Genomic DNA, 17,436 nt, shown 5'->3' on the forward strand with positions numbered 1-17,436 from the left:
TTTTGTGGTTAAAAACATTGTACCGTATCAGGCACTCATATGGCCTTTTCTTTTTACACAATTATATGGACTTTATCTCAATATTTATTTTTTAATCTAATGATTGACATTCCTTAAAAAAAACTTAAAATCTAAAAGTATGAGCAGAGAAAATTTAATTTTACCCACGTTAGTTTTAGGAAAAAGTGTTCGTTCTTGATTAACAGTAATGTTTGCTAAATATTTCCATTGAGAAAGGTTGTGTACCCTGGCGTCAAATGGAAGAATAATTAAAATCGGAAATAGCTTAGTCAAATTTTTACTGCAAGAACCTCCTTTTCCTAAAGCGGTCATTAAAGGAATAGGTGAAAAAAATTACTTTAACTACGTATTTGTGGCGTTGCAAACGTCAAAACTTGATTACTTTGTTTTGGATTTTATTAGGCTCTCTTTGTGTGACGGCCAATGGTTGGGCTTCAGGTCAAGCGCTAGCGGCGATTGTTGCATTAAACTTTACAAAATTTTTCTATTGGTCCTTGTGTTTGCTGGCGGTCAATCTTTTGTGGTCCTTACAGTTATTGATGGTGGGGAAAATGGAAGAAAAGTCCATTCAAGGGATGGATGTGGAAATACGCAAAGATATTACAGAGCATTTAACGAAACTTTCTTATCAAACATTTCATGAAGAAAGCGTTGGGACGTACCAATCATGGTTAACGAATGATATTGTGATGATTAATGAAGCAGGCTTTGAGGTCTTATCTTTAATGATTAGCCAGTTTTTGACGATTACCTTTAGCATTATCGTCTTAATCACGTATCATGTCTCGTTACTAGCGACTACTTTTATTTTTGTGGTCTTGATGCTGATTGTGCCTAAATTTTTTCAAAAGAGTATTCAAGAGCGTGCTTTAAAAGTCAGTCAGGCTAATGAAGGACTGACTAAAAAAGTCTTAGATAGCTTAAAAGGATATGATGAGCTGTTTGCTTTTGGTAAAAAGTCTTGGTTGGTGGAGCATACTAGCCATGCTTCTCAAAAATTAGCGACCCAAAAAGTTCGCTATGCTGGTAAAATGGGACAATTAATGGGAAGTTCCAATGGCGTGAGTCTCATTAGCCAAATCGCTATTTTGTTCCATGCGGGTCTCTTGTATGGCAAAGGTTGGGTATCTTTTGGCGTTGTGGGAACGTCGCAATACTTTGCTGCAAACATTTTTGCTGGCTTAACGGGTTTTACTGCCAATCTTGGTGAATTGCGGGCAGTGACGCCACTATTTGAAAAGTTTTTCGCCCAAACTGAAGCTGGAGCGGATGGTGCTAGTATCGAACCACTGGAACTTTTAACCGGAGAGGACGTTAGCTACACCATTCAAGGACAACAACGCTTAAAAGAAATTTCTTTTGAGTTTGCTAAAGGTGAGAAATACGCTTTAATAGGGGATTCCGGTTCAGGGAAATCCACCTTACTCAATATTTTAGCAGGTCATCTGCCTGATTTTAGTGGAAAACTTTATTGGAACGGTCAGGAGCTTACCCAAAGAAAACCTGCCAATTGGCTGCAACACGTGACTTATGTCAATCAAACGCCCCATTTATTTAACGAAACGATTTTAGACAATCTGACGCTAGGAACAGCTTTTCCCCTGGAAGATGTCGAAAAAGTTTTGCAAGCGGTAGGCTTATGGAAATTCGTCCTTCAATTACCCGAAGGCTTACAAACGGTGTTAGCAGAAGATGGACAGAATTTTTCTGGTGGGCAAAAGCAACGCCTCGCCCTAGCCCGGGCTTTATTATTTAAACGCTCGCTTTTTCTAGTAGACGAAGGAACTTCGGCATTGGACGCTTCTTCCGTTGCGGCGTTAGAAAATATCTTGTTGGCAGATCCAGAGTTGACGTTACTGCTAGTGAGCCATCATCTAAGTGCAGCTACCAAAGAAAAATTCACAGCGATTTATACCACAACAAAATAAAAACAAAGAGTCCTTACTTTGCGGAGTGAGGACTTTTTGCTAGAACATTAAATTTTCAGTTGACATGTGCATCGTCATGCATGTAATAGAGACGAGGAGTGAAAAGCATGGAAAAAAATTTGATAGTCAACAGTGTCGGCAATGGCTGGCAGAAAATGTCGATATTGATTTTTTCCGGACGATTTGTGACCCGGTACGCAGTGAGCTGCTGATTTTCCTAGCGAGCAGTGGTGAGCTGACGGTGGGGGAAATTGCGGAACATTTTCCACAAAATCGTTCCGTTATCTCGCGGCATTTAGATCAGATGCATCGGCTCGGGGCAGTAGAGCGCCGTAAGGTCGGACGCGAAATTTTGTATCAGGCTAATAGCCGTCTCATTGTTGATAAATTTGAAGAAGCAACTACCCATATGAAGGCAGTCTTAAAAAATTAAAGGCTGTCTTTTCTAACGGACTATGTGTGCATTAGTACGCACGAATGCTTTTTATTTTTCCGGCTTTAAATTTAAATTTCCTTAGCACAGGAGGCTAAACAAATGAGTTTTATCGAGTTTCAAAACGTATCGAAGGTGTATCAAAGTGGTGAAGTCCAAGTGACGGCGGTGAAAGATGTTAGTTTCACGGTAGAAGAAGGAGAGTTAGTGGTGATTGTGGGAGCCAGCGGTGCTGGGAAAACAACAATCCTAAACATGCTAGGCGGTATGGACGCGGCCACTAGTGGGAAGATTACTATGGACGGAGAGACAGTGAGTTCTTTTTCTAAAAAAGAATTGATGCATTATCGGCGGGCTGCAGTGGGTTTTGTTTTTCAATTTTATAATTTAGTACAAAACTTAACGACGAGAGAAAATGTCGAGTTGGCTTCGCAAATTGTGGATCAACCCTTAGACAGTTTAGCGTTCTTGGAACAAGTCGGCTTAGGGCAGCGGCTGAATAATTTCCCAGCACAGCTTTCTGGTGGTGAACAGCAACGGGTGGCCATCGCCCGCGCTCTAGCCAAGAATCCGCGTTTGCTTTTATGTGACGCGCCCACCGGAGCTTTGGATTTTGAAACGGGGAAAGTATTTTGACCTTGTTGCAAGAAGCGAGTCGTAAAGAAGGCAAGACGGTGGTCATTATTACCCACAATGCAGCTTTTGAAGCGATTGGCGATCGGGTAATTCGCGTCAACAGTGGTACGATTGTGGAAGAGAAAATAAATGACCAGCCCGCTTTAGCAGAAGGGTTGGTTTGGTAATGAAAAATTTATTTCAACGCAGTAGTCGTCGTAATATCCAAGCGACCTTTAGTCGTTATCTCTCATTAATTTTAGTCAGTTTCTTGGGAGCGGGGATGTTAGCTGGGCTTTTGGCCATCGCTCCGGATATGAAAAGCACCGCCGATGAATATTTCCAAGAAAAAAATACGGCGGATTTAAAAATTTCCTCGCCGTTAGGTTTTACCGACGAAGATTTAACGCGGGTCAAAGAAAATAAAAATGTCGCTACTATCACTGCCAGTCAAACCTTTGATGGCGTGGCGCAATTTGGCGCTAGTAGCTACACGTTGCGCGTTCAAGAGTTAGTAGCGGCAGATAAAATGAATCAGCTAACTTTAAAACAAGGACGTCTCCCTGAAAAAGCCAATGAGGCGGTAATTGTCATCCCACCAGACGGCTTAAAGGATTTGAAAATTGGTGTAGAAGGAACCTTTGACACAGCAGACACGAAAAGTTATGTCGCAGATTCAACGTTTAAAATCGTTGGTGTGGTGACGAGCCCCCTTTATCCCACAATAAGCAAGGAACTTCCAGTAAGGGGAAAGGAACGGTGGATTTTGTTTTATTTACCCCGTCGGCAAGTTTCATCACGACTGAGGCTAATACCTTTTATGTGCAATTTAAAAATACGCATCAGCTAAATAGCTTTTCATCAGCTTATGAAGATGCCGTGACAGCAGACATCGCCAGTTTAAAAAAATTTTCCACCCAGCAAGCGCAAAAACAATATGCAACTAAGGAAGATAAACTAGCAACTGCTCAAAGAGAATTGACGGAACAACAAGAACAATTAACGCTCTTAAGTAGTCAACTGGGAGCAGATAATCCACAAGTGGTGACGTTAAGCCAACAACTCGCTACAGCCAGCACAGAACTGACTACAGCGCAAGCGCAATTAGCCACGATTCAACAACCCCAATGGTATTTTGAAGCCCGTAGTCAAAGTCAAGGCTTTGCCATTATTAAGGCTGATGCAAAGAGCATGAAGAGTCTAGCGGCAATTTTTCCGGTAATCTTTTTTCTCGTAGCGGCCCTCGTTGCTTTAACGAGTATGACCCGAATGATTGATGAGGAGCGCACCTTAATTGGCACCTTTCAATCTTTAGGCTATAGTGATGGCAAAATTGCTAGTCGCTACCTCAGCTATTCAATTTCCAGCACTTTAATCGGGAGTGTGTTAGGTGTAATCGCCGGCTTTCTCACCATGCCGAAGATGATTTGGATTGCTTATTCCACCCAGTACAGTTTGCCGGAAATTGATTTAGCAATTCACTGGACATATGCGCTTTTGGCAGTGGTGGTGATGGTGGTGATTACGAGTCTTGTCACTGCATGGACGGTTAGAAAAACGTTACAAGGAGTAACTGCTGAACTGTTGGTGCCTAAAGCTCCAGTTGCTGGAAAACGGATTTTTTTAGAGCGGCTTACTTTTTTGTGGCGCCGTCTTTCCTTTTCGCAAAAAGTGACGCAGCGTAATATTTTTCTAGATAAAAAACGGATGCTGATGACGGTCTTAGGCGTTATTGGCAGTACAACTTTACTGGTCACCGCTTTTGGTCTGCAAAATAGCGCCAGTCAATTTCCTAAAAAGCAATATCAAGAGTTGACGAAATATAACTTAGTCGCGTTTTTTCCGGCGACTACGCAATTAACGACAGGAGAAAATGCGGCACTAGGAGATACACAAGTCATTGCAAAATTTTTACCCGTCCACACCGAAGCTATTGAAGTTAGTGGCACTCAAAAGGACAGTCAGAGCTATTTTATTAATTTAGTTGTGCCGCAAAAGCCTGAAGACTTGGGAGCTTTCGTTACCTTGAAAAATAAGCAGAAGACTTTTTCATTGACGAAAAGTGCGGTTCTCCTCACTAAAAATGTAGCGGAACGTTTGCATTTAAAAGTTGGCGACACTTTCTCGGGTAAACTTTTGAGCCAATACACTCCGGCTCAGCTGACTTTAAAAGGAATCGTGGATAATTACCATTTAAACTATTTATACTTAAGTCCTCAGCTTTACCAAGAAACTTTTCAAACCGACTTTAGTCTCAATCAAGCGCTAGTCATTGGTAAGAATCAAACTGCGTTGCCTTCTTTACAACAACAAGCAGATATTACTAACGTGGAAGAGACCCAGACTACCATGGAGCGCTTGATCAAAAATATGGCCAGCATTCGTTTTGTGGTGGTGATTTTAATTGCTTTAGCTAGCATGTTGACGATTGTCGTGCTTTACAATGTAACCAACATTAATATTGCCGAGCGCACGCGGGAAATTGCGACGTTAAAAGTTTTGGGCTTCACAGATGGGGAAACTTACAGCTACGTATTTCGGGAGACGATTGGCTTAGCTGTCATGGGCACTATTCTCGGGCTACTCACTGGTGGTGTCTTGTTTCAACAAATCATTCGTTCTTTCGGAACGGAGTATTATGTTTTTGATGCCAGCATGACTCCCCTGACTTTTATCTATGCGATGCTTACGTCGGCGATTTTCACCCTGATCATTAATCTTTTAATGATTCCTAAGATTAAAAAAATTGATATGTTGACTTCCTTGAAGTCGATGGAGTAAAAATATTTTGGTCCTCGTGCTAGTTATGAGGGCTTTTTGTTGTCCATTGCACAAGATAAAGAAATTTTGGGGGAGAAATAGCGCTGATTGCAGCTAGTTCAAACAAAATAAAAGATTTTTATATGTTTTTTTAATCACAATAGGAAAAGAATAAGTAATACAGTTTTTTGATGCTGTTTTGTAAATGCAACAGCTGATTTTCAAAAGAAAAATGATTGATTATATCATTTGACAGTTTGGAGATAATGGTACAATATATAATGCAGTTACAATGTTTTTTGAAAGGAGTAGACAATGTATTATTATGCCATGCCTTCGCACGATATTCGTGTGAATTTAGCGACGGAGCAATACTTGTTAGAAAAGGATTTTTCTGAGCCGCTGGTTTTATTTTATATTCAAGAGCCGTGCATTATTATTGGCCGCAATCAAAATGCTTTGGCTGAAATTAATTTGCCTTACGTGAAGCGAAAAGGAATTACTGTTACGCGGCGTTTGTCTGGCGGTGGTGCGGTGTACGATGATTTAGGCAACGTCAGTTTTAGTTTTGTGACTAAAGGTACCAAAGAAAATTTTGGGAACTTTAAAGAATTTACTGAGCCAATTTTAAAAGCAATCCACGACTTAGGGGCGACGGGGGCTGAAATTAGTGGACGTAATGATTTATTGATTGATGGTAAGAAATTTTCGGGTAATGCCATGTACAAGAAAAAAGGAAAACTTTTTTCTCATGGTACCTTGATGTTAGATGTGGATTTAGATGTCTTGCCGCAAGCACTCCACGTGGACCCAGAAAAAATTGCCGCAAAAGGAACCAAGTCCGTGCGTAGTCATGTGACAAATTTGCGGCCTTATTTAGCACCTGCCTATCAAGACTTGACTACCGTGGCCTTTCGTGACGAACTTTTGAAGCGCTTGTTCAAGGTAGACGATTTGGCGACAATTCAAGAGCGGCAACTGCAGTTAACGGCAGCCGATGAAGCCGCTATTGCAAAAATTGTAGCGGAAACTTACGGCAACGAGGATTGGGTTTACGGCGAGGCACCGCAATATACGATTAAAAGGCGCCAACGTTTTCCTAAAGTGGGGATTGTTGAAGCGCACTTAGAAGTGACGGCTGGAAAAATTTCGCAATTAATTTTTTATGGAGATTATTTTTCCCAACAAGAAGCCACGCCCTTAATCACGGCTTTAATCGGGGTGCCTTATACGCAAAAAGCGATTGCTGAAGCTCTGGCGCCCTTTACCATTCATGAATTCTTCAATCAATTGTCCGCTTCAGAACTTGTGGCCTTATTGGCAGATTAGGAGCTTGGGATGATTGTATTAAAAGCACTTAGCAAAAGTTTTACACGAGAGACAGCTGCTTTAGCGGACATCAATCTGACGATTAAGACTGGCGAAGTCTTTGGCATTGTGGGGGAGAGCGGCGCTGGGAAGTCTACCTTGTTACACCTCTTAAATCTCTTAAGTCCACCAACGAAGGGTGAAATTTTATTGGACGGAGTCGATCCTTGGCAATTGACGGAACAGGAAAGACGTCAACTACGCCAAAAGATTGGCACGATTTTTCAAACGCCCCATTTATTAGCCAATCGTACTGTGCTAGAAAATATTGCCTTGCCTCTTAAATTACAAGGAAGAAAAGATTCTGCTAAAGTAAACGAGTTATTAAACTTTGTTGGCTTAGGAGACAAAGGACGTGCTTACCCACGCCAACTCAGTGGTGGCCAACAACAGCGAGTCGCCATCGCGCGTGCTTTAGTCACCGAACCTGCCATGATATTGTGTGACGAGCCTACTTCGGCGCTAGACGAAAGGACGACGCTAGAAATTTTAACGCTCTTAAAACAAGCGCAAACGACTTTTCAACCCACTATTGTTTTTGTCAGTCATGAACTGACGGCCGTCAAGTATTTATGCCAAAACGCGGCTATTTTAGCGGCTGGTAAGCTGCAAGAAGTTACACCGGTGAGACAAAGGGCCATCGTCACCGACACTAACTACACGCAACAAGTTTTGGCGAGGTTACAAGCATGAGTTATTTAGAACGCTTAAATTATTTTCGGCCAGAGATGTTGCAAGCTTTACAAGAGACGGCCGTGATGATGGGGATTGCGATGGTGGCGGCCATCGTCTTAGGTCTGCCCTTAGGCGTGGTTCTTTTTCTCAGTCGTAAAGATGGGCTGCGACCACGGCGTAGTTTGTACTGGGGGGCAAATCTTTTTGTCGATGTCGTGCGTTCCTTTCCTTTTTTATTGTTAGTGGTGGCCTTGATTCCCTTAACACGCTTGGTGGTGGGCACCGCTTTTGGCACGTATGCGGCAGCTTTTCCGTTGAGTTTTGTCGGGGTGGCTATTTATGCCCGTTTAGTGGAGCAAGTCTTATTAGATATTCCTCAAGACGTATTAGAACTCGCACAAGGACTAGGAGCCACGACGCCGCAATTGATGAAAGAGTTTTTATTAGTGGAAGCGCGTAGTGGGTTGATTTTAAGTTTTACCTCGGTCACGATTAGTCTCGTGTCTTATTCCACCGTAATGGGGATTGTCGGTGGTGGGGGGATTGGGGATTTTGCCATTCGCTATGGTTATCAGCGCTATGAATACGATGTGATGTATACCACGATTGTGTTAATGATTGTGATTGTTTTATTGTTACAAGCTTTAGGAACGACGTTAGCAAATAAACTAGATCAACGAAAATAAGGAGTAGTGTAAAATGAAAAAAAGTTTAGGATTATTTTTATTGGTAGCAGTAGGGTTATTGGCGGCTTGTGGGGGCAACAAAAGTGAAGCGAATAGCGATCGCGTAATTAAAGTAGCGAGTCAAACGAGCCCCATGACCGATGTAGTGAAAAAAGCAGCCGAGGTGGCCAAAAAAGATGGTTGGGATATTCAACTGGTGGAAGTCAACGACAACATTCAATATAACGAGCTGTTAAACAATCACGAGGTGGATGCCAATTTTGCCCAACACGCCCCTTACATGGAAAAATTCAACGAAGAAAAAGATGGAAACTTAGTCGCCATCCAAAAAATTTATGATGCCAAAGTCGGCTTTTACGCCAAGGATTATCAAGATGTCGCCGACTTACCAGAAGGCGCAACGATTGCGTTACCTAACGATGTCTCTAATGAGGGACGGGCATTAGCGATTTTAAACGAAGCGGGCTTAATCCAATTAAAAGACGGTGTCGGCTTTAATGGCACTTTAAAAGATATTGTCGCCAATCCGAAAAATTTCCAATGGTTATCAGTGGACTTGTTAAACTTGGCCGAAGCTTATAACGAAAAAAACGTCGCCATGGTTTATAACTATCCTACCTACATTGCTAAAGTTGGCTTGAAACCAGCGGACGCCATCTTATTAGAAAAAGAAATTGACGACCGCTTTGCCATTTCTTTAGTGGCTCGGGAGGATAACCAAGACTCAGAAAAGATTAAAGAGTTGAAAAAAGCTATGACGAGTTCAGAAGTGAAGAAATTTTTAACAGAAGAACATAGCGATACCTTAGTTCCTTCTTTTTAAGCGATAGAAAAAACGACCGCCGACATTTACTCGTCGACGGTCGTTTTTGTAGTGGTGGGTATTTCTGCTAAATTAGTGAGGGTTAAATAATAAATCTCCCGATCTTCGACAATTAAGCGCTGTAAGTTTTGTAGTAACAATAAAACCCAAGCAAAAGCTAGGGCAAAAGCAATCAATTCAAAGGCGGTTAAAGATAAGTAGCCCACTGTTTGGAAAAGAATATTACAAACAAACAGAATAGCCCCCATGCCATAAGAAGCAACTAAAAACTCGCGACTGACTTGGGGCAGTAAAAAGCGAATCGCTAAAATTAAAATTAAAATCAAATAGACTAAATAATTGGCCGCTCGGTCGTGAATATTATGAAGCTGTGGTGTGTTGGGGAAAAAACCTACCGCACCTAAATCGATGGCCGTCAAGACTAAAAGAACTCGCAGGGTCAATAACCGATAATTTTTCGGATAAAGTTTATTTAAGTGAACGAAAAGATAATCCACTAAGACAATCATGAGTAAAGCGGTGAGCATCAAAGTCAGATTAAACTGCCAAGCATTTTTCGCATCCGTCGTTCCTAAAAAACTGAAGTTCACTTGCCACCATTCTAATTGGCTATTGGTGACCATCGCGCTAATAATGCCGCCAATAATCACGAGAATTAAAAGATTAATCAAGAGACTTGAAGATAAACTTAAGGCCAAAAGAATCATCACGTAATTTAAAATCGCCGCAAACATAAAATAAATTAAGGCGGCGGTTAATAAATCAAAACTCGCGCCTTTAAAGACAATGCCTAAGCCCCAAAAAGCAATTAAAAGGCAAATTCCTAAAGTGACGGCGACGGCTAAGACGACAGCCGGGACGTTGCGCCAATAAATGGAAGCAGCCGAGGCTACTTTGCTACGCTTTTGGCGAATGAAAAAAGTCAGGAAGGTAATGATTCCCGATAATAGCCCGACGACGATTGTTAAACTGGCGATGGAAATATTACCAGTTAAAGGAATCAGTTTCGTTTGTGCCCAAAGAAAATAGCCGATGAAAATGGCGGTACTAACTAACGCTGGAATTAAAAACCAGCGGAGGGAAATCGTTTGGGTATTGACTTTCTTTTTCAGGGGAGACAAGGTAATTTGTTTTTCGCTGATTGTTAGCGCAAATTCTTCTCCCGGTTCTAATTGTAATTTGTCCACGACCTCAGGGGGAATCTGGACATGCAGATGATCTTTAGTCACAAATCAGCACTCCTTTAAAAATATCTCCTCCTATCTTCTCAAAATCCGTTAAAAAGTACAAGTCTCGCTGTCAAAATCTCCTCCGCATCTTGCAAAATAATTTTCTTCTGCAGAAAATCTGTGTTATACTAAGTTAAATTTTAAGAGAAGGGAGTTTTTCTGGCATGCTTTTTAATAACAGTGATTTACTAAGTGCTTTGTATCGCCAACACCAAATGACTAACAAATTAGCCATTATGGGAGACGTACGCACTTTTTTTGTAAATTTACTGAGAAATTAAAAAATATCGCCAAGAAAAACCAACTACTCGTATAGTTAAATAACAATTGGCGAATTCTTTTAGAGTTCGTCTTTTTTTGTTGGCGACTTCAAGGAGTCCAAGATGGAAAAAAATATTCGTTACAGTTATCAATATAGTTTTTTACAATTTTTCGGCATTACTAGCCTGTGGGTGCTTTACCTGGCTCAAAAAGGTTTTTCTGCTTTAGAGATTGGCGTGATGGAAGGAATCTTTCATGTTACGAGCTTTTTATTTGAAGTGCCCTCTGGCGGCTTAGCCGATCGCATTGGCTACAAAAAAATGTTAGTCATGGGCCGAATCGCCAGTATCATCAGTTGTCTTTTGCTTATTCCCACCAATAATTTTTATCTTGCTTGCTTGAGCTTTGTATTTTCGGCCCTTAGTTATAATTGTGCCACTGGTACCAGTGAGTCTTTGGTTTTTGAAAGTTTAAAAGGGCTAGGGCGGGAAAAAGAATACTTGAAAGTCAATGCTAATCTCAACGCTTTAATTGAAATTGCCCAAGGGAGTGGGGTGGTAGTAGCGGGCTTATTGTCCCACTGGTTTTTTGACGGTACGTATTGGATTCAAATTTTCTTAAGTCTTTTTGCTATTTGGATTATTAGCCGGATGGTAGAAACGCCGCGGCCACTAGTCGTTAAAGTCAGTTACATTCAACAATTGCGTCAAGCCGCAAGCACCTTACAACATTTACCTGGCTTACTGCGTTTAATGTTGTCCTTTGCTTTATTGGATGCTGTCAATGCCACGTATTATTTTTATTTTCAAAACTACTTTGCCCGCCTAGGGATTGCTGGCTGGGGGATTTCACTTCTCGTAGTCATCTCCCTAGTCTTTCAAGTAGCTGGTGCGAAACTAGCACCGTGGATTGGTGGCAGATTTGCTATTCGCCACGTCTTTATTGGTGTCGTCGTAGCAGTCAGTATCGGCATTGGTGCCGCCAGCTTTTTACCGCGCTTTTTCGTCTTGGTGTGTTACATTATGGTGAACGCTTTACAAGCTTTGACTTATCCCATTAATTCTGACGCCATCAACCAACGCATTCCCTCTGCAGCCCGCGCTACTTTAAATAGCGTAGACAGCTTGTGTTATAGCCTGGTGATGATTCCGCTTTTTCCTTTGACCGGCTGGTTGATTGATGTCGTGGATTATCAAGTGACCTTTAGTTTGTTAGCTGCCTTTATTTTTATCGTCGGTCTTGCTAGCAGTCGTAAGTTAACAGCATAGACAAGCGCGTGGTATAATTGGTCATATCGAAAAAAGAAGGAGTTTTTTCAAGTGGAATATCAGCTTACTAGTCCTGAAGAAACGCAAGTACTTGCCGCAAAATTAGCGCAGCTTGTAACGCCCGGCACCGTGCTTTTCTTAATTGGCGATTTGGGTGCAGGAAAGACCACCTTTACGAAAGGTTTTGCATTAGGCCTGGGGATCAAACAAATGATTAAATCGCCTAGTTACACCATCATTCGCGAGTATGAGACAGGACGCTTGCCTTTTTATCATCTGGATTTGTATCGTTTGGCCGGCAATAATGATGATTTAGGTTTAGAAGAATATTTTGAAGGGGAAGGGGTCAGTGTCGTGGAGTGGGCCAACTTGTTGGAAGAGTTGCCGCGTGATTACGTAACGATTACCTTCACAAAAACTTCTTTGGAGGGTCGAATCTTAAATTTAAAAGCAACCGGTCCCAACAGCACTGCTCTTTTAAAAAAACTAGCTAAGGAGGAAAGCTGATGGAAGTAACCTTAGGCTTAGCTAGAGCTGCAGATGCCAAAAGACTGTTAGCTTACTTACAAAAAGTTGCCCAACAGACAAATTTTCTCGTGATGGAAGATTTAGCGATGGACTCAACGGCCTATGGTGAGTTATTGGATTTTGCGGCGGACTCTCCTCGACATTTGATGCTTTATGCTGAAGTAAGCGGTGAAATTATTGGCTTAGTGAACGTGAATGGTAGTCCAGAAGAAGCGAGGCGCCATTGCGGAGAAATCGGCATTACCGTGGATCAAAAATTTTGGCGCTTAGGCATCGGTCAACTGTTAATGGAGGAACTAGATTATTGGTGGCAAGAAGCCAGTAGCTTAACACGCCTTGAGTTATATGTACAAGAGCGCAACCATGCAGCCCGTGCCCTTTATCGTAAGTTTCACTTTCAAGAAGAAGGCTGCTTACAAGAAGGTGTCTTAACGCCCGATGCCGGCGCGCAAAATTTAATTTTAATGGCTAAACTGCAAGAAAAATGAAAATACCGCCGCGTTAAGGAGTGCACTCCTTAACGTAGCGGTATTTTCTTAATTTTGTTGGTGGACAAAAGGTTTTAACGCTTCGGGTCCGAAGAGCTCTGCTTCTTTTAATAAAATATTAGCACACGCCCGACTATCCTCTAACGCATCGTGGTGATGATCTAAAGCAATCCCCAATTCTTGACAACAAACATTTAAACGGTGACTAGGCCATTGGGGGAAAAATTTTTTAGAAGTCTTGACGGTGTCGATACTTAAAAATTGTGGTAAGGAAAGCTCTGCCGTGGTCAGACAAGCTTTTAAAACACCACAATCAAAGGGCGCATTATGAGCGACAATTAAACGTTGCGGTAAAAAATAATGGGCGATTTCTGTCCACATTTCGGAAAACTTGGGGGCGGTGGTGACCATCGCCGGTGTAATACCGTGGATGCGAATGTTTTGCGGACGAAAGGTTGTCTGAGGATTAATCAAAGTGTAATATTCCCCCACAATTTTACTGTTTTGCACCATGACTAAAGCGAGAGAGCAAGCGGAGTTCATTTGGTAATTGGCGGTTTCAAAATCCATAGCGATAAAATTCATTACGCCGTCACATCCACCGTTAAACCGACTGGACAATGGTCCGAGCCCATAATCTCCGTATAAATCTCAGCACCTTGTAACCGCTCGTTTAAATCTTGGGAAGTTAAGAAGTAGTCGATCCGCCACCCCGCATTATTTTTCCGCGCATTAAAACGATAACTCCACCAAGAATAAACTCCCGTTGTTTCTGGATAAAAGTAGCGGAAGGTATCGGTAAAGCCGCTCCCTAATAAGGCGGTGAATTTTTCCCGCTCTTCCGGTGTAAAGCCCGCATTTTTTTGATTGGTTTTCCAATTTTTTAAATCGATATTTTGGTGGGCGACGTTTAAATCACCACAGACAATGACGGATTTTTTAGCTTTTAACGTCGTTAGATAATTTTTAAAAGCTTCTTCCCAACTTAGGCGATAGTCTAAGCGTTTCAACTCATTTTGCGAATTAGGCGTGTAACATGTTATCAAGTAAAAATCAGGATACTCTAAAGTAATCAAGCGACCTTCTTGATTATGTTCTGTTTGATCCATACCATAATGCACACTTAAAGGATGATGCTTAGTAAAAATCGCCGTGCCGGAGTATCCTTTACGTTCCGCATAGTTATAATATTGTTCGTAACCTAGTAAATCAATTGCTAATTGTCCGGCTTGCATCTTGGTTTCTTGCAAACAAAAAAAGTCCGCATCTAAGGATGCAAAAATTGCCATAAAATCTTTTTGCATGACGGCTCTCAGGCCATTAACGTTCCAAGAGATAAATTTCAAGAAAATCCCTCCTTCCGCTTTATTTTAGCAGAAACTTTCCCAAAAGACACGAAGAGACAGTCAAAAATTCCCCGGTGGCAACTTCTAAAAACATCTGTTAAAATAGAAAAGATGTTAAAAGAAAGGACGTTGACTAATGAAAGATCTCTTGCAAGCATTATCAACTATTACTGTCTTAAAAGATGAACCTTTAAATAAATATACCTTCACGAAAACCGGTGGCCCGGCTGACTTTTTGATTTTTCCTAAAAATAAACAAGAAGTGCAAGCTGTAGTACAATACGCTAATGCCCACGAAATTCCCTGGCTAGTTTTGGGGAATGCCAGTAACTTAATCGTCCGCGATGGTGGCATTCGCGGTATCGTTATGATGTTAACCGAACTTGATGCCTTAGAAGCCCACGGTACAATGCTTTATGCTGGTGCTGGCGCAAAATTAATTGATCTTTCCTACTTTGCCTTGCAACAACGACTGACAGGTTTAGAATTTTCTTGTGGCATTCCGGGTTCTGTGGGGGGCGCACTTTTTATGAACGCTGGCGCTTATGATGGGGAAATTGCTAACGTGGTAGCTCACGTGGAAGTTTTAAAACCCGATGGTACTTTTGCGACGTATGAAAATAGCGAGCTTGCTTTTAGTTATCGTCATTCTTTAGTGCAAGAAACTGGCGACATTATTTTAGGTGGCTATTTCCAGCTAGCTTGCGGCGATGTGGACGCCATTAAATTTCGGATGGAAGAATTGACGAAGGTGCGCCAAGAAAAACAGCCATTGGAGTATCCTTCTTGTGGCAGTGTCTTTAAGCGCCCGGAAGGCCATTATACAGGCAAATTAATTCAAGACGCAGGACTGCAAGGGTTAAAATGGGGCGGGGCTCAAATTTCGGAAAAACACGCCGGCTTTATCGTCAATATTGACCACGCCACCGCCACTGATTATTTAGAACTTATCGCTCATATTCAACAAGTTATTTGGGATAAATTCCTAGTCCGTCTTGAAACGGAAGTCCGCATTTTAGGAGAAGAAGTGTAACCTAAAAAAGCAGCAATGCTCGTTTGTTAGTTTGACAAATGAGCATTGCTGCTTTTTTTAGATTTAACGAGACTTGGCGGCAACTTTCCATAAGACAGAAGTGATGGCCGCCGTGGCAATTGCTGCCACAATGGCTTCTGGTACACCGGAAGTCAAGATGATGCCCAAGATAATACCGTAGAGGGCATCGCTAGTGGCGCCAATTGCTGTCGCATACTGATCCATAAATAAAAAGTAAATAAGATTCATCACCAACAAAGTATTGGTCATGGAACCAAGAAAACCAGCCACTAACAAGCTAACCGATTTTTTTGATGGGGAAGTTTTAGCGAAACGTTTTAAAAATTGGTAGACAAAGTAAGGGACCACACCGATTAAAATGCGGGGAATTAAAGCCACAATCACGGAACGAAAATCTCCCGAGACAATAGGGGAGAAGATAAAGGATGTGACGGTGATTTGGGTGGTGGAGCGCAACATACTGAGAATTCCGAAAAAGCCCCCTAGTAAGGCGCCCACCCGTGGTCCTAAAACAAGGGAGCCAATAATAACTGGAATGTGCATCGTAGTGGCGTTAATCGGACCTAAAGGAATAAAACCAAGGAATGGAAAAGCATACATCAAAAGCATGATACCCATAAAGAGTGCTGTTAGGACAAGGGTGTGTGTCGATTGTTTTTTCAAGAGTCAATCCTCCAAAATTATTTCGTCAACACATGTAAAACGTGTTGGACGATGGTATCCACATTGGCTAAAGCACCGCGGCCATAATCACCACAAGCCAGCAAAGCTTCCCGTGGTAAAATCTCTTCGTAGCCTACTTCTTTTAAAGTAGCGAGATTTTTTTGCGTGATGGGGTTTTCGTACATATAAGTATTCATCGCTGGGGCAAGCACTTTAGGGGTCTCTGGATGTAGGGCTAAAGCTACCGTGGAGAGCAAGTCGTCGGCGATGCCGTTAGCCATTTTGCCAATCAAATTGGCTGTAGCTGGGGCGACTAAAAATAAATCGGCGGTCTTAGCTAACTCAATGTGATTAATCAAGGCTTCGTCAGGCTCCGCCATGACATCGAGATGGACGCGCCGCTTGGTTAAGGACTGTAAGGTTAAGGGCGTGATGAAAGCCGTGGCGCTTTTGGTCATAATCACATTGACCTCAAAGTCTAATTTAGTCAGTTGATTGGCAATGTCGGCGGCTTTATACGCTGAGATACTACCAGATACGCCTAAGACAATTTTCTTTTTCATTTTGCTTCCTCCTCTAAAACCCGTTGCAACATTTCAGCAATTTCTTTTTTGGTAAAAGCTTCGGCCACCACGCCGCGGGGACCAACGAGGTAAGCGTGGTGCTGCTGTGGCGCAACTTCCGTTAAATCATTAGCGACAATGTAGTCGGCGTCATTTTTTTTGAGACTGGCAGTAGCTACTTGGATTAACTCACTAGGTTCCACGTCCACTAATAATTTAAAACCAATTAAACGCGTGGTAGGTTGCAATTTTTTGATTAAACCAATTACTTTGGGGGTCTGTTTTAACACTAAAACTAAATGTTCGGCTTGTGAAGAAATTTTTTTAGCAGTGGACTGCGAGTCTGCTAAAAGTTGCTTAAAACTTTCCTCGACGGTTTTGCCCTTCTCAACATTTGTTTGTAGGGCAGCAATAAATTCAGTGTCGGGAAAACTTTTCGCTACAGTAAAATCACTGACGGCCATGGCATGAATCACGGCGTCAAATTTTTCTTGCTGTAATAGGTTTGTCAGACAAGCAGCTAAATCTTCAGCCGATTCAATGAGAATTGGCGTGATACCTTGTGGCTTCACGGCACTTTTAGTCGTGACATAGGTAACCTCATGTCCTAATGCCCGAAAGTTTTCCCCTAAGGCAGCGCCTAGGCGGCCACTGGAGTGATTGGTAATGGAACGCACGTCGTCAATTTTTTCGCTGGTGCCTCCAGCTGTAATTAAAAGTTTCATGT

At 42.0% G+C, this 17,436-nt stretch carries 18 protein-coding genes and 1 pseudogene; 13 read left to right on the forward strand and 6 right to left on the reverse strand.

Annotation, left to right across the window (positions count from 1 at the left end):
- Positions 1 to 344 precede the first annotated feature (344 nt).
- From FFM57_RS00005 to FFM57_RS00045, 9 genes and pseudogenes are all read left to right on the forward strand, one after another.
- Positions 345 to 1,949, forward strand: a complete 1,605-nt coding sequence (locus FFM57_RS00005; RefSeq protein ID WP_137598474.1) for an ABC transporter ATP-binding protein — start codon at positions 345 to 347, stop codon at positions 1,947 to 1,949.
- Positions 1,950 to 2,025: 76 nt separating this feature from the next.
- Complete coding sequence (locus FFM57_RS00010; RefSeq protein ID WP_137598475.1) at positions 2,026 to 2,382, forward strand: ArsR/SmtB family transcription factor; 357 nt, start codon at positions 2,026 to 2,028, stop codon at positions 2,380 to 2,382.
- A gap of 102 nt (positions 2,383 to 2,484) precedes the next feature.
- A pseudogene (locus FFM57_RS00015) lies at positions 2,485 to 3,185 on the forward strand (ABC transporter ATP-binding protein).
- Positions 3,185 to 3,847 carry a hypothetical protein gene (locus FFM57_RS00020; RefSeq protein ID WP_137598476.1) on the forward strand — a complete coding sequence of 221 codons (663 nt, stop codon included), beginning with the start codon at positions 3,185 to 3,187 and terminating at the stop codon, positions 3,845 to 3,847. The pseudogene FFM57_RS00015 and the gene FFM57_RS00020 overlap by 1 nt, the downstream one beginning before the upstream one ends.
- Entirely contained in the window at positions 3,757 to 5,778 is a 2,022-nt protein-coding gene (locus FFM57_RS00025) for an ABC transporter permease (RefSeq protein ID WP_137598477.1), read from the forward strand. Before FFM57_RS00020 ends, FFM57_RS00025 begins: the two co-directional genes overlap by 91 nt.
- A 294-nt stretch (positions 5,779 to 6,072) precedes the next feature.
- Positions 6,073 to 7,086, forward strand: a complete 1,014-nt coding sequence (gene lplA, locus FFM57_RS00030; protein WP_137598478.1) for a lipoate--protein ligase — start codon at positions 6,073 to 6,075, stop codon at positions 7,084 to 7,086.
- Between the two features lie 9 nt (positions 7,087 to 7,095).
- Positions 7,096 to 7,818, forward strand: coding sequence for an ATP-binding cassette domain-containing protein (locus FFM57_RS00035; RefSeq protein WP_137598479.1), 723 nt, complete (start codon positions 7,096 to 7,098; stop codon positions 7,816 to 7,818).
- On the forward strand, positions 7,815 to 8,486 hold the full coding sequence (locus FFM57_RS00040) for a methionine ABC transporter permease (RefSeq protein ID WP_137598480.1): 672 nt from the start codon (positions 7,815 to 7,817) through the stop codon (positions 8,484 to 8,486). The genes FFM57_RS00035 and FFM57_RS00040 overlap by 4 nt, the downstream gene beginning before the upstream one ends.
- A 13-nt stretch (positions 8,487 to 8,499) precedes the next feature.
- The gene (locus FFM57_RS00045; RefSeq protein WP_137598481.1) at positions 8,500 to 9,309 is read left to right on the forward strand and encodes a MetQ/NlpA family ABC transporter substrate-binding protein; all 810 of its coding nucleotides are present in this window, start codon (positions 8,500 to 8,502) and stop codon (positions 9,307 to 9,309) included.
- A gap of 26 nt (positions 9,310 to 9,335) precedes the next feature.
- Here the strand turns inward: FFM57_RS00045 and FFM57_RS00050 are convergent, their stop codons facing one another.
- Positions 9,336 to 10,538 (reverse strand): AbrB/MazE/SpoVT family DNA-binding domain-containing protein, encoded by a 1,203-nt coding sequence (locus FFM57_RS00050; RefSeq protein ID WP_137598482.1) that lies wholly within the window; start codon positions 10,536 to 10,538, stop codon positions 9,336 to 9,338.
- 383 nt (positions 10,539 to 10,921) lie between these two features.
- Between FFM57_RS00050 and FFM57_RS00055 the strand changes: the two genes are divergently transcribed.
- The 3 genes from FFM57_RS00055 to FFM57_RS00065 are packed head-to-tail and all read left to right on the forward strand — an operon-like array spanning position 10,922 to position 13,083.
- Positions 10,922 to 12,067 (forward strand): MFS transporter, encoded by a 1,146-nt coding sequence (locus FFM57_RS00055; RefSeq protein ID WP_137598483.1) that lies wholly within the window; start codon positions 10,922 to 10,924, stop codon positions 12,065 to 12,067.
- Between the two features lie 51 nt (positions 12,068 to 12,118).
- The gene (tsaE, locus tag FFM57_RS00060) at positions 12,119 to 12,574 is read left to right on the forward strand and encodes a tRNA (adenosine(37)-N6)-threonylcarbamoyltransferase complex ATPase subunit type 1 TsaE (protein WP_137598484.1); all 456 of its coding nucleotides are present in this window, start codon (positions 12,119 to 12,121) and stop codon (positions 12,572 to 12,574) included.
- On the forward strand, positions 12,574 to 13,083 hold the full coding sequence (locus tag FFM57_RS00065; protein WP_137598485.1) for a GNAT family N-acetyltransferase: 510 nt from the start codon (positions 12,574 to 12,576) through the stop codon (positions 13,081 to 13,083). Before tsaE ends, FFM57_RS00065 begins: the two co-directional genes overlap by 1 nt.
- 48 nt (positions 13,084 to 13,131) lie before the next feature.
- Here FFM57_RS00065 and FFM57_RS00070 read toward each other — a convergent pair whose 3' ends face one another.
- Together FFM57_RS00070 and FFM57_RS00075 are read right to left on the reverse strand one after the other, a co-directional pair.
- Entirely contained in the window at positions 13,132 to 13,668 is a 537-nt protein-coding gene (locus FFM57_RS00070) for a 3'-5' exonuclease (RefSeq protein ID WP_137598486.1), read from the reverse strand.
- Entirely contained in the window at positions 13,668 to 14,429 is a 762-nt protein-coding gene (locus FFM57_RS00075; protein WP_137598487.1) for an exodeoxyribonuclease III, read from the reverse strand. Before FFM57_RS00075 ends, FFM57_RS00070 begins: the two co-directional genes overlap by 1 nt.
- A 136-nt stretch (positions 14,430 to 14,565) precedes the next feature.
- Here FFM57_RS00075 and murB point away from each other — a divergent pair, with 136 nt between their 5' ends.
- Positions 14,566 to 15,462: a UDP-N-acetylmuramate dehydrogenase gene (gene murB / locus FFM57_RS00080; protein WP_137598488.1), complete on the forward strand. Its 897-nt coding sequence runs from the start codon at positions 14,566 to 14,568 to the stop codon at positions 15,460 to 15,462.
- Positions 15,463 to 15,525: 63 nt separating this feature from the next.
- Here the strand turns inward: murB and FFM57_RS00085 are convergent, their stop codons facing one another.
- From FFM57_RS00085 to coaB, 3 genes are read right to left on the reverse strand one after another with little or no spacing between them, the layout of a single operon-like run.
- The gene (locus tag FFM57_RS00085; RefSeq protein ID WP_137598489.1) at positions 15,526 to 16,146 is read right to left on the reverse strand and encodes an ECF transporter S component; all 621 of its coding nucleotides are present in this window, start codon (positions 16,144 to 16,146) and stop codon (positions 15,526 to 15,528) included.
- Positions 16,147 to 16,163: 17 nt separating this feature from the next.
- On the reverse strand, positions 16,164 to 16,709 hold the full coding sequence (gene coaC / locus FFM57_RS00090) for a phosphopantothenoylcysteine decarboxylase (RefSeq protein ID WP_137598490.1): 546 nt from the start codon (positions 16,707 to 16,709) through the stop codon (positions 16,164 to 16,166).
- Positions 16,706 to 17,434, reverse strand: a complete 729-nt coding sequence (gene coaB / locus FFM57_RS00095) for a phosphopantothenate--cysteine ligase (RefSeq protein WP_137598491.1) — start codon at positions 17,432 to 17,434, stop codon at positions 16,706 to 16,708. Before coaB ends, coaC begins: the two co-directional genes overlap by 4 nt.
- Between the last annotated feature and the right edge of the window lie 2 nt (positions 17,435 to 17,436).

The organism is Enterococcus nangangensis (assembly GCF_005405245.1).
Classification (GTDB): domain Bacteria; phylum Bacillota; class Bacilli; order Lactobacillales; family Enterococcaceae; genus Enterococcus_J; species Enterococcus_J nangangensis.

What these genes read in the sequence shown, in the direction of transcription:
- FFM57_RS00040 (WP_137598480.1), top strand. Translation starts at nt 7,815, where the DNA reads ATGAGTTATTTAGAACGCTTAAATTATTTTCGGCCAGAGATGTTGCAA.
- FFM57_RS00035 (WP_137598479.1), top strand. Translation starts at nt 7,096, where the DNA reads ATGATTGTATTAAAAGCACTTAGCAAAAGTTTTACACGAGAGACAGCT.
- FFM57_RS00055 (WP_137598483.1), top strand. Translation starts at nt 10,922, where the DNA reads ATGGAAAAAAATATTCGTTACAGTTATCAATATAGTTTTTTACAATTT.
- FFM57_RS00070 (WP_137598486.1), bottom strand. Translation starts at nt 13,668, where the DNA reads ATGAATTTTATCGCTATGGATTTTGAAACCGCCAATTACCAAATGAAC.
- murB (WP_137598488.1), top strand. Translation starts at nt 14,566, where the DNA reads ATGAAAGATCTCTTGCAAGCATTATCAACTATTACTGTCTTAAAAGAT.
- coaB (WP_137598491.1), bottom strand. Translation starts at nt 17,434, where the DNA reads ATGAAACTTTTAATTACAGCTGGAGGCACCAGCGAAAAAATTGACGAC.
- FFM57_RS00010 (WP_137598475.1), top strand. Translation starts at nt 2,026, where the DNA reads ATGCATGTAATAGAGACGAGGAGTGAAAAGCATGGAAAAAAATTTGAT.
- FFM57_RS00065 (WP_137598485.1), top strand. Translation starts at nt 12,574, where the DNA reads ATGGAAGTAACCTTAGGCTTAGCTAGAGCTGCAGATGCCAAAAGACTG.
- FFM57_RS00045 (WP_137598481.1), top strand. Translation starts at nt 8,500, where the DNA reads ATGAAAAAAAGTTTAGGATTATTTTTATTGGTAGCAGTAGGGTTATTG.
- coaC (WP_137598490.1), bottom strand. Translation starts at nt 16,709, where the DNA reads ATGAAAAAGAAAATTGTCTTAGGCGTATCTGGTAGTATCTCAGCGTAT.
- FFM57_RS00020 (WP_137598476.1), top strand. Translation starts at nt 3,185, where the DNA reads ATGAAAAATTTATTTCAACGCAGTAGTCGTCGTAATATCCAAGCGACC.
- lplA (WP_137598478.1), top strand. Translation starts at nt 6,073, where the DNA reads ATGTATTATTATGCCATGCCTTCGCACGATATTCGTGTGAATTTAGCG.